General features: G+C 60.7%; 14 protein-coding genes. 11 read left to right on the forward strand and 3 right to left on the reverse strand.

What is annotated here, in order from left to right:
- Positions 1-110 precede the first annotated feature (110 nt).
- The 6 genes from ACOYXG_RS24705 to ACOYXG_RS24730 all read left to right on the forward strand — a co-directional run bounded on the left by ACOYXG_RS24705 (position 111) and on the right by ACOYXG_RS24730 (position 5,636).
- The gene (locus ACOYXG_RS24705) at positions 111-1,055 is read left to right on the forward strand and encodes a choline ABC transporter substrate-binding protein (RefSeq protein WP_336839006.1); all 945 of its coding nucleotides are present in this window, start codon (positions 111-113) and stop codon (positions 1,053-1,055) included.
- 76 nt (positions 1,056-1,131) lie between these two features.
- On the forward strand, positions 1,132-2,019 hold the full coding sequence (locus ACOYXG_RS24710) for a beta-keto acid cleavage family enzyme (protein ID WP_086793588.1): 888 nt from the start codon (positions 1,132-1,134) through the stop codon (positions 2,017-2,019).
- A gap of 226 nt (positions 2,020-2,245) precedes the next feature.
- Positions 2,246-3,211, forward strand: a complete 966-nt coding sequence (locus tag ACOYXG_RS24715) for an L-carnitine dehydrogenase (RefSeq protein WP_460354481.1) — start codon at positions 2,246-2,248, stop codon at positions 3,209-3,211.
- Between the two features lie 127 nt (positions 3,212-3,338).
- Positions 3,339-3,815, forward strand: coding sequence for a thioesterase family protein (locus ACOYXG_RS24720; RefSeq protein WP_336839001.1), 477 nt, complete (start codon positions 3,339-3,341; stop codon positions 3,813-3,815).
- A 23-nt stretch (positions 3,816-3,838) separates the two neighbouring features.
- Positions 3,839-5,002: a gamma-butyrobetaine dioxygenase gene (locus ACOYXG_RS24725; RefSeq protein WP_336838999.1), complete on the forward strand. Its 1,164-nt coding sequence runs from the start codon at positions 3,839-3,841 to the stop codon at positions 5,000-5,002.
- A gap of 370 nt (positions 5,003-5,372) precedes the next feature.
- A complete protein-coding gene (locus ACOYXG_RS24730) occupies positions 5,373-5,636 on the forward strand; it encodes a hypothetical protein (protein ID WP_041063364.1) in 264 nt (87 codons plus the stop codon).
- Positions 5,637-5,750: 114 nt separating this feature from the next.
- Here ACOYXG_RS24730 and gbdR read toward each other — a convergent pair whose 3' ends face one another.
- Complete coding sequence (gene gbdR, locus ACOYXG_RS24735; protein ID WP_460354485.1) at positions 5,751-6,854, reverse strand: choline metabolism transcriptional regulator GbdR; 1,104 nt, start codon at positions 6,852-6,854, stop codon at positions 5,751-5,753.
- A 600-nt stretch (positions 6,855-7,454) separates the two neighbouring features.
- Positions 7,455-8,831: an L-serine ammonia-lyase gene (locus ACOYXG_RS24740; protein ID WP_007962642.1), complete on the reverse strand. Its 1,377-nt coding sequence runs from the start codon at positions 8,829-8,831 to the stop codon at positions 7,455-7,457.
- A 436-nt stretch (positions 8,832-9,267) separates the two neighbouring features.
- On the opposite strand from ACOYXG_RS24740, the gene ACOYXG_RS24745 reads away from it, so the two are divergent.
- From ACOYXG_RS24745 to choV, 3 genes are all read left to right on the forward strand, one after another.
- A complete protein-coding gene (locus tag ACOYXG_RS24745) occupies positions 9,268-10,215 on the forward strand; it encodes a choline ABC transporter substrate-binding protein (protein WP_027610641.1) in 948 nt (315 codons plus the stop codon).
- Between the two features lie 66 nt (positions 10,216-10,281).
- On the forward strand, positions 10,282-11,127 hold the full coding sequence (gene choW / locus ACOYXG_RS24750; RefSeq protein ID WP_007962645.1) for a choline ABC transporter permease subunit: 846 nt from the start codon (positions 10,282-10,284) through the stop codon (positions 11,125-11,127).
- Positions 11,124-12,302: a choline ABC transporter ATP-binding protein gene (gene choV / locus ACOYXG_RS24755; protein ID WP_007962646.1), complete on the forward strand. Its 1,179-nt coding sequence runs from the start codon at positions 11,124-11,126 to the stop codon at positions 12,300-12,302. Before choW ends, choV begins: the two co-directional genes overlap by 4 nt.
- A gap of 200 nt (positions 12,303-12,502) precedes the next feature.
- Here choV and betT read toward each other — a convergent pair whose 3' ends face one another.
- On the reverse strand, positions 12,503-14,500 hold the full coding sequence (gene betT / locus ACOYXG_RS24760; RefSeq protein ID WP_097089039.1) for a choline BCCT transporter BetT: 1,998 nt from the start codon (positions 14,498-14,500) through the stop codon (positions 12,503-12,505).
- A gap of 428 nt (positions 14,501-14,928) precedes the next feature.
- Between betT and betI the strand changes: the two genes are divergently transcribed.
- Both betI and betB read left to right on the forward strand, forming a co-directional pair.
- A complete protein-coding gene (gene betI, locus ACOYXG_RS24765; protein ID WP_041063389.1) occupies positions 14,929-15,549 on the forward strand; it encodes a transcriptional regulator BetI in 621 nt (206 codons plus the stop codon).
- Between the two features lie 62 nt (positions 15,550-15,611).
- Positions 15,612-17,084, forward strand: a complete 1,473-nt coding sequence (betB, locus tag ACOYXG_RS24770) for a betaine-aldehyde dehydrogenase (protein WP_027610639.1) — start codon at positions 15,612-15,614, stop codon at positions 17,082-17,084.
- The last annotated feature ends 90 nt before the right edge of the window (positions 17,085-17,174 follow it).

Genomic DNA, 17,174 nt, shown 5'->3' on the forward strand with positions numbered 1-17,174 from the left:
CAAATGCCAGTCGCCGCAGTGCGCTTTCACGGGGCCGTTGCTGCGTAACTTTGCATCACCGGCACGCCAGATGCCGGAACTCACAATAACGACCTGCCGAGGAACCCGACATGAAACGACTGATCAGCAGCTGTGTTCTTGCACTCAGCGGTACCGCTTTCTTGAGCGCCAGCGTCATGGCGGCCGAACCTGCGTCGTGCCAGAACGTGCGCATGGGCGTCGTCAACTGGACCGACGTGATCGCCACCAGTGCCATGACCCAGGTCCTGCTCGACGGCCTCGGCTACAGCACCAAACAAACCAGCGCCTCCCAGCAAATCATCTTCGCCGGGATCCGCGATCAGCGTCTGGACCTGTTCCTCGGTTACTGGAACCCGCTGATGACCCAGACCATCACCCCGTTCGTCGACGCCAACCAGGTCAAGGTCCTGCCGGCGCCAAGCTTGAAGGACGCCCGCGCCACCCTCGCGGTGCCGACCTATCTGGCGGACAAGGGCCTGAAAACCTTCGCCGACATCGCCAAATTCGAGAAGGAACTGGGCGGCAAGATCTACGGCATCGAGCCGGGTTCGGGCGCCAATACGCAGATCAAGGCGATGATCACCAAGAACCAGTTCGGTCTCGGCAAATTCCAGCTGGTCGAGTCCAGCGAAGCCGGGATGCTCGCCGCCGTTGACCGCGCCGTACGCCGCAAGGAAGCCGTGGTGTTCTTCGGCTGGGCGCCGCACCCGATGAACGTCAACGTCAAGATGACTTACCTCACTGGCAGCGAAGACGCCCTCGGCCCGAACGAAGGCATGGCCACGGTATGGACTGTCACCGCGCCGAAATACGCTGAACAGTGCCCGAACATCGGTCGGCTGCTGAACAACCTGACGTTCACCGCCGAAGACGAGAGCCGGATGATGCAGCCATTGCTCGATCACAAGGACGCCTTCGAGTCGGCCAAGCAATGGCTCAAGGATCACCCCGAAGACAAACAGCGCTGGCTGGAAGGTGTAACCACCTTCGACGGCAAACCGGCCGCTGAAAACCTGCAACTGACCAGCAAATAGCCCAAGCCCGAACACACGCTTCGCAGCCCGAGAAAGGGCTGCGAACAGACCCATCACGCCTGAAGGAAACCGCACCATGAACCACGACGTCATCATCACCTGCGCACTTACCGGTGCTGGCGACACGACCGCCAAAAGCCCCCACGTGCCGGTCACTCCGAAACAGATTGCAGCGGCGGCCGTAGAAGCGGCCAAGGCCGGCGCCACCGTTGTGCATTGCCATGTGCGTGACCCGCAGACCGGCAAGTTCAGCCGTGACGTGGCGCTGTACCGCGAAGTGATGGAGCGCATCCGTGAGGCCGACGTCGACATCATCGTCAACCTCACCGCCGGCATGGGCGGCGACCTCGAAATCGGCGCTGGCGAGCACCCGATGGAGTTCGGCCCGAACACCGACCTGGTCGGCCCGCTGACCCGTCTGGCCCACGTTGAAGAACTGCTGCCGGAAATCTGCACCCTCGATTGCGGCACGCTGAACTTCGGCGACGGCGACACCATTTACGTCTCGACCCCGGCGCAACTGCGCGCCGGCGCCAAGCGCATCACCGAGCTGGGGGTGAAGGCCGAGCTGGAAATTTTCGACACCGGCCACCTGTGGTTCGCCAAGCAGATGATCAAGGAAGGCTTGCTCGACAACCCGCTGTTCCAGCTGTGCCTGGGCATCCCGTGGGGTGCGCCGGCCGACACCACCACCATGAAAGCTATGGTCGACAACCTGCCCGCCGATGCGGTGTGGGCCGGGTTCGGCATCGGCCGCATGCAGATGCCGATGGCCGCGCAAGCGGTGCTGCTCGGCGGCAACGTGCGGGTCGGCCTGGAAGACAACCTGTGGCTGGACAAGGGCGTGCTGGCCACCAACGGCCAACTGGTCGAACGCGCCAGCGAGATCCTCAGCCGCCTCGGCGCTCGCGTGCTGACCCCGGCTGAGGGCCGCAAGAAGATGGGCCTGACCCAGCGCGGCTGACCCAGCACTCATTTCCCTCTGTGAAATGAATTCTGTGGTGAGGGGATTTATCCCCGATGGGTGGCGAAGCCGCCCCAAGACCTGACAATCCGGGGCATCAGATAGACCGAGAGTGCTGGTTTTACGACTGCTTCGCAGTTGATCGGGGCGGTGCGACGTTTCGCTAAATCCCCTCGCCACAAGACAGAGTTTCCACAGGACCACCGAACTCTCTCAGGAAATCGCCATGAGCTTTATCACCAACATCAAAACCTTCGCCGCCCTCGGCAGCGGTGTCATCGGCAGCGGCTGGGTCGCGCGTGCCCTCGCCCATGGCCTCGACGTGGTGGCCTGGGACCCGGCGCCCGGCGCTGAAGCTGCGCTGCGCAAACGCGTGGCCAATGCCTGGGGTGCGCTGGAGAAAAACGGCCTGGCGCCCGGCGCATCGCAAGAGCGACTGCGTTTTGTCGCGACCATCGAGGAGTGCGTACGCGATGCCGATTTCATTCAAGAAAGCGCCCCGGAACGCCTCGAGCTGAAACTCGATCTGCACAGCAAAATCAGCGCAGCGGCCAAGCCCAATGCGTTGATTGGATCGAGCACTTCCGGCCTGTTGCCGAGCGAGTTCTACGAGAGCTCGACCCACCCTGAACGCTGCGTAGTCGGTCACCCGTTCAACCCGGTCTACCTGCTGCCGCTGGTGGAAGTGGTCGGCGGCAAGAACACCGCGCCCGAGGCCGTGCAAGCGGCGATGAAAGTCTACGAATCCCTCGGCATGCGTCCGTTGCATGTGCGCAAGGAAGTGCCGGGATTCATCGCTGACCGTCTGCTCGAAGCGCTTTGGCGTGAGGCGCTGCATCTGGTCAACGACGGGGTGGCGACTACTGGCGAGATCGACGACGCGATCCGTTTTGGCGCCGGTCTGCGCTGGTCGTTCATGGGCACGTTCCTGACCTATACGCTGGCCGGCGGTGACGCGGGGATGCGTCACTTCATGTCGCAGTTCGGCCCGGCGTTGCAGTTGCCGTGGACTTATCTACCGGCACCGGAACTGACCGACAAGCTGATCGACGATGTGGTCGATGGCACCAGCGATCAGCTTGGCCGCCACAGCATTTCGGCGCTGGAGCGTTATCGTGATGATTGCCTGCTGGCGGTGCTGGAGGCGGTGAAGACCACCAAGGAAAAGCATGGAATGAGTTTCAGCGAGTGATCCTTGCTCAGCAGTTCCGGCCCCTTCGCGAGCAAGCCCGCTCCCACAGGTGACCGCATTCCAATGTGGGAGCGGGCTTGCTCGCGAAGACGGCAGCCCAGTCACTATTAATGTTGGATCTGACACCATGCCCACTCTCACCACCTACCAAACCACCATAATCCCCGACTGGGTCGACTACAACGGCCATCTGCGCGACGCCTTTTACCTGTTGATCTTCAGCTACGCCACCGACGCACTGATGGACCGTCTCGGCATGGACAGCAACAACCGCGAAGCCAGCGGCCACTCGTTGTTCACCCTCGAACTGCACCTGAATTATCTGCACGAAGTGAAGCTCGACGCCGAGGTCGAGGTGCGCACGCAGATCATCGGTCACGACAGCAAACGCCTGCACCTCTATCACAGCCTGCACCTGGCCGGCGACGAAAAGGAACTGGCCGGTAACGAGCAGATGCTGTTGCACGTCGATCTCGCCGGCCCACGTTCCGCGCCGTTCACCCCGAACACCTTGAGCCGCCTGCAAGCCATCGCCGCCGAGCAAGTCGATCTGCCCGCCCCGGCTTACATCGGCCGTGTCATCGCTCTGCCACCCGCCCGTTAATCCCTCCCACGCAAGGAGCCGCCATGCACACCGCTGCCGCTGTTGCCGATTTCCGTACTTATCCGTTGATCAGCGCGCTGAGCGGCGTGCAGAACCTGGCGGATCGCGTTTCACTTGCCTGGGCCGACGGCCGCGTCAGCCCGTTCCATCACGTCTGGTTGCGAGATAACTGCCCGTGCGAGCAGTGCGTCTACAACGTCACCCGTGAGCAGGTATTCGAGATCGTCGATGCCGCGCCGGATCTGGCCCCAGCCAACGCGCACATCGACAGCGACGGCTGTCTGCAGATCGACTGGCAGGATGGCCATCGCAGTCGCTTCGATCCGGGCTGGCTGCGTGCGCACGCCTATGACGACGAGTCCCGCGCCGAACGTCTGGCGGCCAAACCCAACGCTTACCTGTGGCGCAGCGATTTGCAGCTACCGGTATTCGAATATTCAGCGCTGATGAACGACAACGGCGCGCTGCTGCAATGGTTGATCGCGGTACGCGACATCGGCCTGACTCAGGTGCGCGGCGTGCCCACCGAACCGGGTTCGCTGAAGCTGATCGCGCAGCGCATTTCGTTCATCCGCGAGAGCAACTTCGGCGTGCTGTTCAACGTGCAGTCCAAGACCGATGCCGACAGCAACGCCTACACCGCTTTCAACCTGCCGTTGCACACCGACTTGCCGACTCGCGAACTGCAACCGGGTCTGCAATTTCTGCATTGCCTGGTGAATGATGCCGAGGGTGGCGAGAGTATTTTTGTCGATGGTTTTGCGATTGCCAACGCGTTGCGTCAGGAAGCACCGGAGCTGTTTCAGGCGCTGTGCGAGATCCCCGTGGAATTCCGCAACAAGGATCGCCACAGCGACTATCGCTGCCTGGCGCCGATCATTGCGCTGGACGCGTTGGGCCGGGTTGCGGAGATTCGCATGGCGAACTTTTTGCGCGGGGCGTTCGATACATCGGTGGAGCAGATGCCGCTGCTGTATCGGGCCTATCGGCGCTTGATTGCGATGACCCGCGAGCCACGGTTTCGCCTGATGCAGCGACTCAATCCGGGGGAGCTGTGGTGCTTCGATAACCGCCGCACGCTGCATGCGCGCAATGCGTTTGATCCAGCGACCGGGGCGCGGCATTTCCAGGGCTGCTACATCGATCGGGATGAGTTGTTGTCGCGGATTCTGGTGTTGCAACGGTAAACCGCGTCATCGTTCTTCGCGAGCAGGCTCGCTCCCACACTGGAAATGCATTTCAAATGTGGGAGCGAGCCTGCTCGCGAAGGCGTCAGCGCCAACCACACCCCTCTCCCGGATTCACAGGCAAAAAAAGCCCCGATACAAGCCGTGACAGGATCGGGGCAGAGGGTACTGTTGAGGAGCTGCCAGTCGAGGGTGACCAAACCGTCTGTAGCGAGCTGAGGTCAGTGTGCCGACTCCCCTTGGCACTGAGTTAGCCGAAAACGACCTGTTCATAGCCGTCGCAGCCACTGCGACAAATCGCCCTTGCCGTGCCTCCACATGCCCACCAGAATCGAGTCACGACCTCCGTTGCCGAAGAAGGAAGCGCGCCATGATGTATGCCGATTTGATCGATCAGGAAGACTTGTTGGGCCAGCTCAAGGCATTGGGATTTCAGGTGCCGAGCGGTTCGACCGCCGAGCAGGCCTGTGAGTGTGCGGTGCGTGGTCTGGACAATGTTCGCGCGTTTGAATTGCGCAAGATGGTCAAGGACATGTACACCAGCGGCGCCAGTATCCAGCCTGCGGTGCGCCAGGCGATCGACAAGCAGTTGTTGCCGGCGTTGGCGCAGTTCCAACAGACCCACAGCGCCTGACAGGCCGTCATCGCTGGCAAGCCAGCTCCCACAGGAATTTTCGGTGTGACCAGAATATCTGTATCACCACGGAATCTGTGGGAGCTGGCTTGCCAGCGATAAGATCGACGCGGTCTACAGCCTTACGCTGGCAAACGTCGACTCATTACGCGCCTGACTCAACGCCGACATCGGTCCCGACAGCGGCGACATCACGATGGCCTGCGGCAGCGGCAGCATCGCCACCTGCTGCGTGGTGTTGGAGCCTACGCGTTCGTCACGCGGCGGAATGCCGAAGTATTCGCGGTAGCACTTGGAGAAGTGCGGCGTCGAGACGAAACCACACACCGACGCGACTTCAATGATCGACATCGGCGTTTGCTTGAGCAATTGCCGCGCGCGGATCAGGCGCAGCTTCAAGTAGTAGCGCGACGGCGAGCAGTGCAGGTATTTCTGGAACAGCCGCTCCAGCTGTCGACGCGACACGGCGACGTACACCGCCAGTTCGTCGAGGTCGATCGGCTCTTCCAGATTGGCTTCCATCAGCGCGACGATTTCCTGCAGCTTCGGCTGGTTGGTGCCGAGCATGTGCTTGAGCGGCACGCGCTGGTGATCCTGCTCGTTGCGGATGCGCTCGTAGACGAACATTTCCGAGATCGCGGCGGACAGTTCACGCCCATGATCGCGGCTGATCAGGTGCAACATCATGTCCAGTGGCGCGGTGCCGCCGGAACTGGTGAAACGGTTACGGTTGAGGGTGAACAGGCGCGTGCTCATGGCCACGCGCGGGAATGCTTCCTGCATCGCCGCCAGACATTCCCAGTGCACGCTGCAATCGAACCCGTCGAGCAGACCGGCGCAAGCCAAAGCCCAGCTGCCGGTGCACACCGCGCCCAGACGCTTGGACTGACGCGCCTGGCTCTGCAGCCATGACACGTGTTCACGGGTCACGGTGCGTTGAATGCCGATCCCGCCACAGACGATCACGGTGTCCAGGGGCGGGGCTTTGTGCATGGAGGCATCGGGGGTGATTTGCAGACCGTCACTGGCCCATACCTGGCCGCCATCGACGGTCAGGGTGCTCCAGCGATACAGCTCACGACCGGACAATTGGTTGGCCATGCGCAGGGGCTCGACTGCGGAGGCCAGAGAAATCAGCGTGAAATTGTCCAGCAGCAGAAAGCCGATGGATTGAGGCGCACGGTTCTGGGGTTGGGCCCCGGAGTTGAACGACGTCATCGCGGTATCTCCTCACACAAAGCGGGTGATGGCCTCAGGCGGAGGCTCTTGTTATTGCCGGCGTTCTCGCGTGGGAGACGGGCTTTGTTATGACAGAGCAATTGCCATGCCTAAAATTGAATGGCTGTTCAATAACTCCTGAAAACGACGTCGCGACGTGTCTATTCAAGACGTCGGACACACGGTGTTTCGAAGTGCCATCAGCGGCGCCGAGAGCCCTGCCCCGCTGCCCGTGAGCAGATCGGTAGCACTTGTGGGAACGGGCTTGCGCGCAGTTGTTTCAGAGTGTCACCGCAAGCACGGGTGACGGACGGCAGGGAGTGCGAATGGCGCACTGCGAGTGGGAAAAGCTCTTATCTGATTGCGACGCGCTAAAAGGTGGCGCCTGCGGTTATGTGTGTTCCGTTAGCGAGCAGTTTTGACTGGTCTGACGCTTCCAAATCAAACATAAATCCTGTGGCGAGGGGATTTATCCCCGATCGGCTGCGCAGCAGCCGTAAACCATTCAGCGCGGTGTGTCAGGCAACACTCGATTGCAGGATTTGGGGCCGCTTCGCAGCCCATCGGGGATAAATCCCCTCGCCACAGGACATCTCGGTCTCAGCATTCTACGGCGCTAACCGCCAAACCACCCCGCGAGGTCTCTTTATATTTGTCATGCATATCGGCGCCGGTATCACGCATGGTGCGGATCACCCGGTCCAGCGAGATGAAGTGCTGACCATCGCCACGCAGGGCCATCTGCGCTGCGTTGATCGCCTTCACAGCGGCAATTGCGTTGCGCTCGATACACGGCACCTGCACCAGGCCGCCGACCGGATCACAGGTCAGGCCGAGGTTGTGTTCCAGGCCGATTTCCGCCGCGTTGCACAGTTGCTCCGGCGTCGCGCCGAGAATCTCCGCCAACCCCGCCGCCGCCATCGCGCAGGCCGAACCAACCTCGCCCTGGCAGCCGACTTCGGCACCGGAGATCGAGGCGTTCTTCTTGCACAGAATCCCCACCGCCGCCGCGCCCAGGAAGTAATCGACCACATTGGCGTCGGTGACCGCTTCGCTGAACTTCATAAAGTAGTGCAACACCGCCGGGATGATCCCCGCCGCGCCATTGGTCGGCGCCGTGACCATGCGCCCGCCGGCAGCGTTTTCTTCATTGACCGCGAGGGCAAACAGGTTGACCCACTCCATGGCACTGAGGGTCGAGCCGATCACGTTGGGCTTGTTCAACTCCTGCAGGCTGCGATGCAACTTGGCCGCGCGCCGGCGCACATTGAGACCGCCGGGAAGGATGCCTTCGTGCTTGAGGCCCTGCTCGACGCAATCCTGCATCGCCCGCCACAGCTTCATCAGCCCGGCACGGATTTCCTCTTCGCTGCGCCAGACCTTTTCGTTGGCCATCATCAGTTCGGCGACGCGCAGGTTGTTCTTTTGGCACAGCTGCAGCAGTTCCACCGCGCTGGAAAAGTCATAAGGCAATTCGGTGCGATCCAGATCGACCACACCGCTGGATGCCTGCGCCTGATCCACGACAAAACCGCCACCGACCGAATAGTAGGTGTCGCGATGAATCTCGCCGTGATCGCCTTCGGCAACCAGAGTCATGGCGTTGGGATGGAACGGCAGGTTTTCATCGATCAGACGCATGTCGCGGGCCCAGACAAACGGCACCGACAGACGACCATCCAATAACAGCGTGTGAGTTTCACGCAGCGCCTGAATGCGCGGGCCGATCTGCGACGGGTCGATTGCGTCCGGCCATTCGCCCATCAGGCCCATGATTACTGCGTTGTCGCTGCCGTGGCCGATACCGGTAGCCGACAGTGAGCCGAACAGTTGCACTTCTATACGCCGTACCTGCTCCAGCAGGTGCCGGTCGCGCAGCGCTTCGACAAACAAGGCGGCGGCGCGCATCGGGCCGACGGTGTGGGAACTGGACGGGCCGATGCCGATTTTGAACAGGTCGAAAACGCTGATAGCCATTGCTGCAGAGCTCCTGAGGATGCCGTTCCCGGGCGTTAAGCGCCCGCTGGCGGAGCTGCTACGCTCAAGCTGCGATCCGCCGGAATGCCCGCATCATCAGGCTTTTGTCAGGTCGCTCGGCGTCTGACACCGACGCACTCATGCCCACCAACGCCGTGCCGGTTTCCTCCCGTGTTTTCGCCGTTTTTATGCGGCTCAGATGGCCAAACGGGGCGGAAAAAAGCTGTAAACGACGTCACTGACACTGGATGCGACCATCCCTGTACTGGATACGACCCACCCTGTAGGCGTCAGATTTTCACTGGTACATGATCGTTATGACTCGATTGCAAGGCGCCGTGGTAGAGCTGTCTCCAGAACGCCATCCAACCGCAACCTATAAGTGCGGTGGTCCACAGTCGGAACACTGCCAAAAAAAACACCAAGGAGTCCATCCATGAAAGGTTCCCCGTCGTTGTTGTTGGCCGCCATGCTGAGTCTGCCGTTACTGGCGCAAGCTGCAGAACCGGCGCAGTGCAGTACCGTTAACTTCTCCGATGTCGGCTGGACCGACATCACCGCCACCACCGCCACCACCTCGGTGGTGCTCGACGCCCTCGGCTACAAAACCAAGACCACCATGATCTCCGTGCCCGTGACCTACAAGTCGCTGGCCGACGGCAAGAACATGGACGTGTTCCTCGGTAACTGGATGCCGACCATGGAAAACGACATCAAGGCCTACCGCGATGCCGGCACCGTCGAAGTGGTGCGCACCAACCTCAAAGGTGCCAAGTACACCCTCGCCGTACCGCAAGCCCTGTACGACAAGGGTCTGCATGACTTCGCCGACATCGCCAAATTCAAGAAAGAGCTCGATGGCAAGATTTACGGTATCGAGCCTGGCAACGACGGCAACCGCCTGATCCAGAGCATGATCGACAAGGACGCTTTCGGTTTGAAAACCGCCGGCTTCAAGGTCGTCGAATCGTCCGAAGCGGGCATGCTCTCGCAGGTCGACCGCGCGCAGAAACGCGACACCGCCGTGGTCTTCCTCGGCTGGGCGCCGCACCCGATGAACAAGCGCTTCAAGATTCAATACCTGACCGGCGGCGATGACTTCTTCGGCCCCGATTTCGGTGCTGCCACCGTGGCGACCAACACCCGCAAGGGCTACACCACCGAATGCAGCAACGTCGGTCAGTTGCTGAAGAACCTGGAGTTCACCGTCGACATGGAAAGTACCCTGATGGGCAACATCCTCGACGACAAGATGAAGCCTGAAGCGGCCGCCAAGGCCTGGCTGAAAAAGAACCCTCAGGTGCTCGATACCTGGCTCGCTGGCGTGACCACCATTGACGGTAAACCAGGCCTGGAGGCCGTGAAAGCCAAGCTCGCACAGTAATTGCCTTACGCCGGGCGAGTTCGCTCGCCCGGGCTGTTTATTCCTTGCATGCGGACGTTCACTACCATGCTGATTGATCAGAAAATCCCTTTAGGCCAGTACATCGCGGGCTTCGTTGAATGGTTGACGCAACACGGCGCCAGCACCTTCGACGCAATCGCCGTGACACTGGAAACGATGATCCACGGCGTGACGTTTGCGCTGACCTGGTTCAATCCCTTTGTCTTGATCGGCCTCATCGCCCTGCTCGCGCATTTCATCCAGCGCAAATGGGGGCTGACTGTTTTTGTGATTGCCTCGTTCCTGCTGATCCTCAACCTGGGGTACTGGCAGGAAACCATGGAAACCCTCGCCCAGGTCATGTTCGCGACCCTGGTCTGCGTGGTCATCGGCGTACCGCTGGGCATCGTCGCTGCGCACAAGCCGATGTTCTACACTTTAATGCGTCCGGTACTCGATCTGATGCAGACCGTACCGACCTTCGTTTACCTCATTCCTACCCTGACCCTCTTCGGGCTGGGTGTGGTGCCGGGCCTGATCTCCACGGTGGTGTTCGCCATCGCAGCACCGATCCGCCTGACCTACCTGGGCATCCGCGATGTCCCGCAAGAACTGATGGACGCCGGCAAGGCCTTCGGCTGCTCGCGTCGCCAATTGCTCTCACGGATCGAACTGCCTCACGCCATGCCGAGCATCGCTGCCGGCATCACCCAGTGCATCATGCTGTCGCTGTCGATGGTGGTGATCGCGGCACTGGTAGGCGCCGACGGACTCGGCAAACCGGTGGTCAACGCACTGAACACTGCTGATATCGCCTTGGGCTTCGAAGCGGGCCTGGCGATCGTACTGCTGGCGATCATGCTCGACCGTATCTGCAAACAACCCGACGCCAAAGTAGGGGGTGACGCATGAGCATAATTCGCTTCGATAACGTTGACGTGATCTTCACCAAGGATCCGCGCGAAGCACTGAAACTTCTCGATCAAGGTTTGACCCGCAGCGAGATCCTGAAAAAGACCGGGCAGATCGTCGGCGTGGAAAAGGCCAGTCTGGACATCAACAAGGGCGAGATCTGCGTACTGATGGGCCTGTCCGGCTCCGGCAAGTCGAGCCTGCTGCGCTGCATCAACGGCCTCAACACCGTGAGTCGCGGCAAGCTGTTCGTCGAGCACGAAGGCAAGCAGATCGATATCGCTTCCTGCACCCCGGCCGAACTGAAAATGATGCGCACCAAACGCATCGCCATGGTGTTCCAGAAGTTCGCCCTGATGCCGTGGCTGACGGTGCGCGAGAACATCAGTTTCGGTCTGGAGATGCAGGGCCGACCGGAAAAGGAACGGCGCAAGCTGGTCGACGACAAGCTCGAACTGGTCGGCCTGACCCAATGGCGCAACAAGAAGCCCGATGAACTCTCCGGCGGCATGCAGCAGCGTGTCGGCCTGGCCCGGGCACTGGCGATGGACGCCGACATTCTGCTGATGGACGAACCGTTCTCGGCACTCGACCCGCTGATCCGTCAGGGCCTGCAGGATGAACTGCTGGAACTGCAACGCAAGCTGAGCAAGACCATCGTGTTTGTGAGTCACGATCTCGACGAAGCACTGAAACTGGGTAGCCGCATCGCGATCATGAAGGACGGCCGGATCATCCAGTACAGCGTGCCGGAAGAGATCGTACTCAACCCGGCGGACGACTATGTGCGCACCTTCGTGGCCCATACCAACCCGCTCAACGTTCTGTGCGGGCGCAGCCTGATGCGCACGCTGGACAACTGCAAACGCATCAATGGTTCGGTGTGCCTCGACCCGGGCGGCGATTCGTGGCTGGACCTGGCCGAAGGCAACACAATCAAGGGTGCGCGGCAGAACGGTTCGGTGCTGAACCTGCAGAACTGGGCACCGGGGCAAGCGGTGGAAGCGCTGGAGCGCAAGCCGACCCTGGTGGACTCGAACATCGGCATGCGCGACGCGCTGCAGATTCGCTACCAGACCGGCAACAAACTGGTGCTGCACGACAACAACCATGTGGTGGGGATACTTGGCGACAGCGAGCTGTATCACGCGTTGCTGGGCAAGAACCTGGGGTAAGAACCGCAGACACAAAAACGCCGCGAGAGGATCGCGGCGTTTTTGTTTGTCAGGGAATCAGGTCAAACCGTGTTGTGGCTGATGGCCCTTTCGCGAGCAAGCCCGCTCCCACAGTTAAAATGCATTCCAATGTGGGAGCGGGCTTGCTCGCGAAGAATGCGGCGCGGTGCATCGGACAGAAACACCGCACCACCTACAACTTAGCTATAGACCCGGCCAAGGAGCTGCCGATGGCTTTCAAACTGATCGAGCACATCGCGTGTGATCTGATCCTGCGTGAAGCCCATCAGGTCGTAGTCCTGGCTGCCGTTGTGCAAATACACCTCGGCGCGGTAGTAACGCTGGCGCGCTTCATCGGACTGGGCCGATTCGGTCGGGGTCGCCAGATAGCCGTCCAGGCTCACTTCGTAGACGAAAGGGTTGCCCTCTTCCATCTCGACGCGCACGCCCATGCAGCGCTTGGATTTGCCCAGCAGCGTCTGCACTTCCAGACCCTGTGCACGCAGTTGCGCAGCCGCGTCGTCCAGTGCCGGCGTCACATGTTTGTCCATGAAGCGCTGCACCACCGATTGGCTCGGTTGCAGATCCAGCTGCGTCAGACGCTCGCTGAAACCACGACGACCGCGCTCAGCCAGTTGCGCCTGCTCCTGTTCGATCTGCACGTCCTGGCGCATCGCCTTGTGCAGCCCGAACATGAAGAACACCAGCACCACCGAGAACGGCAGACCGGCCAGCACCACCATGGTTTGCATGGCTTCGAAGTTACCGGCGAACAGCAGACCGATGGTCACCAGCGTGATCACCACCGACCAGAAGATCCGCAGCCAGTGCGGCGCATCTTCATCAACGTTGCCGCCCTTGCAGGACAGATTCGCCATCATCACCGCGCCCGAGTCGGCCGGGGTCAGGAACAGCACGAAACCAACAAAGATCGACACACCGATGACGACTTTCGACGCCGGGTAGTGTTCCAGCAACTGGTAGATCGCCATCGACGGTTGTTCCAGCGCCGTCTTGCCGAGTTCCACCGCCCCCTGGTTCATCACCAGATCCAGTGCCGAGTTACCGAAGATCGACAGCCACGCCAGGGTGAAGCCCAGCGGAATCAGCAGCACGCCGGCCACCAGCTCACGCACGGTACGACCACGGGAAATACGCGCGATGAACATGCCGACGAATGGCGCCCAGGAAATCCACCAGGCCCAGTAGAACAGGGTCCACAGGCCCAGCCAGCGGTCGGACTTGGCGCTGTCGCCTTCATAGACGTACAGGTCGAAGGTCTTCAGCACCACGCCGTTGAGGTAGTCGCCGATGTTCTGCACGAAGCCGTTGAGCAGGTGCAGGGTCGGGCCGAACAGCAGGACAAAAATCAGCAGACCGCTGAACAGCACGATGTTCAGGTTGGACAGACGACGAATGCCGTTTTCCACGCCGGACACGGCAGCGATGGTCGCCACGGTGCTCATTACGATGATCACGATCAGCAGGTTGGTGTTGCTGTGCTCCATGCCGAACAGGTTTTCCAGGCCCGAGGACACCTGCAACGAGCCGATCCCCAGGTTGGTCACCAGACCCAGCAGGGTCACGAACATGCCGAAGCCGTCCACCGCGTGACCGGCCGCGCCTTTGACCCAACGCTCGCCGACCAGCGGATATAGCGCCGAACGCAGGGCCAATGGCTGGTTATGACGGTAAGCGAAGTACGCCACGGCCAGACCGACCAGCGCATAGATCGCCCAGCCGTGCAGGCCCCAGTGCAGGAAGGTCAGTTGCACCGCCTGACGCGCGGCCAGGTTGGTGGCCGCTGCGCCTTCCGGCGGATTGAAGTAATGGTCCAGCGGCTCGGAGGCGCCGAAGTACAGCAGCGAAATGCCGATACCCGACGAGAACAACATCCCCGCCCAGGCGCCGTAACTGAAATCCGGAGTGTCGTCCTTGCTGCCCAGTTTGAGTTTGCCGTAGGAGGAAAACGCCAGACCCACCACAAACACCAGGTAGGCGGCGATCACCACCATGTAGTACCAGCCGAAGCTGCGCGACAACCAGGCCTGAGCGATACCCAACAATCTGCCGGCCTCTTGCGGGGCGATGATCAGAATGGCGGTCAACAACAGAATCAACGCGGTAGAGGTGTAAAACACCCAACCGTTGACCGTCACCTTCTCGGGCGGGGTCTTTATAAGAGAGGCAGAACTCATGGCACAAATGCTCCAGGCAGTGCGAGAGAAGAACACAAGGCAACACGGAACCCGACCAATCGGTTAGTTGGCAGCCGACCGGCGGGTGATATAAAGACACCCCGAAAAAAGCCCGAACCTGCCGAAATGGCGTTGCGAATCGCTTTCGTGGCCAAAGCTGTGCGGACGTTCATCCGAAACCTGGCCCCGAGCGTCTTGCCCATTCAACACGTCCATCGAACAGCGAACCGCGCCATGCCCCACGCAGGTTTCAAGCATTTTCGGATGTCGTTTTATCGCCATTTACAAGCAGAAAAAATCTGTAGGCAGCGACGATTTGTCGCAGATCTTATTCTTTGTTGATTGAACGTTCAATCAAAACAAAATAGACTGGCCCTCAATCCGATAGGCGTTTATCGCCCTTCGGAAGGCCTAAGGAGATGTGCAAGATGCCCAAGGTCGGTATGCAACCCATCCGCCGCCAACAACTGATCGAAGCCACGTTGCAGGCGGTCGATCAGGTCGGTATGGGGGACGCCAGCATTGCGCTGATCGCCCGTTTGGCCGGTGTCTCGAATGGCATCATCAGTCACTATTTTCAGGACAAGAACGGCCTGATTGCCGCCACGATGCGGTATCTGATGAATGTCCTCAGCGAGAACGTCACCGCGCGCCGTCAGGCGCTGGCAGACAGCAGCCCACGGGCGCATCTGCAGGTGATTATCGAAGGCAACTTCGACGCCAGCCAGGTCAATGGCCCGGCAATGAAAACCTGGCTGGCCTTCTGGGCCACCAGCATGCACCAGCCGTCTTTGCACAGGTTGCAGCGGATCAACGATCACCGTCTGTATTCCAACCTGTGCTGCGAGTTCCGCCGTGTGTTGCCGCTCGAAGATGCGCGCAGCGCCGCGCGTGGACTGGCAGCGTTGATCGACGGCTTGTGGTTGCGCGGCGCGCTGTCGGGAGACGCTTTCGACACGGCGCAGGCGCAACAGATCGCGTACGAATACATGGATTTCCAATTGGCCAAGCAGGTGAGCCAGAGCACACAGAAAACGCTCGGTACCTGAACCGCCACCGCAGTTTCAGCGCGGTGGTCGACGCCAACCACTAATGCACTTGCGAGGACACTATGGCCCGTTTCGAACTGCAAAAACTCTACATCGATGGCGCGTACTCCGACGCTGGCAGCGATGCCACTTTCGAAGCCATCAACCCGGCGAACGGTGAAGTCCTCGCCCAAGTGCAACGTGCGACCAAGGAAGACGTCGAGCGTGCTGTGGTCAGCGCTGAAAAGGGCCAGAAAATCTGGGCCGCGATGACCGCCATGGAGCGTTCGCGCATCCTGCGTCGCGCCGTCGACATCCTGCGCGAGCGCAACGATGAGCTGGCTGCTCTGGAAACCCTGGACACCGGTAAAGCCTTCTCCGAAACCAAATACGTCGACATCGTCACCGGCGCCGACGTGCTGGAATACTACGCAGGCCTGGTGCCGGCGATCGAAGGCGAGCAGATTCCGCTGCGCGACACTTCCTTCGTCTACACCCGTCGCGAGCCACTGGGCGTGGTCGCCGGTATCGGCGCGTGGAACTACCCGATCCAGATCGCGCTGTGGAAATCCGCACCGGCCCTGGCCGCCGGTAACGCAATGATCTTCAAGCCAAGCGAAGTCACCTCGCTGACCACCCTGAAACTGGCCGAGATCTACACCGAAGCCGGCCTGCCAAACGGCGTGTTCAACGTACTGACCGGCAGCGGCCGTGAAGTCGGCACCTGGCTGACCGAGCACCCGCGCATCGAGAAAGTCTCCTTCACCGGCGGCACCGACACCGGCAAGAAAGTCATGGCCAGCGCTTCGGCTTCGTCGCTGAAAGACGTGACCATGGAACTGGGCGGCAAGTCGCCGCTGATCATCTGCGACGACGCCGACCTCGATCGCGCCGCCGACACCGCGATGATGGCCAACTTCTACAGCTCCGGTCAGGTTTGCACCAACGGTACTCGCGTATTCGTACCGAGCCACCTGAAAGCCGCGTTCGAAGCCAAGATCGTCGAGCGTGTAGCGCGCATCCGCATCGGCAACCCGGAAGACGAAAACACCAACTTCGGTCCACTGGTCAGCTTCGCCCACATGGAAAGCGTGCTGGGCTACATCGCCAAGGGTAAAGAAGAAGGTGCCCGCGTGCTGTGCGGCGGCGAGCGTCTGACCGACGGCGAATTCGCCAAAGGCGCCTTCGTTGCACCGACCGTGTTCACCGACTGCACCGACGAGATGACCATCGTCCGTGAAGAAATCTTTGGCCCGGTGATGGCGATCCTGTCCTACGAGACCGAAGAGGAAGTAATCCGCCGCGCCAACGACACCGACTTCGGCCTGGCCGCCGGTATCGTCACCAAAGACCTGAACCGCGCGCACCGCGTGATTCATCAACTGGAAGCCGGTATCTGCTGGATCAACGCCTGGGGCGAGTCCGACGCGAAGATGCCGGTTGGCGGTTACAAGCAGTCGGGCGTGGGCCGTGAAAACGGCATCAGCTCGCTGACCAACTACACACGCATCAAATCGGTACAGGTCGAGCTGGGCGATTACGTCTCGGTGTTCTAAGACCCGAGTCTTGTATTGCTCGTGAGGCCGTCTTCGCGAGCAGGCTCGCTCCCACATTGAAATATGTCTCCTGTGGGAGCGAGCCTGCTC

Source organism: Pseudomonas sp. G3-39, assembly GCF_054790485.1.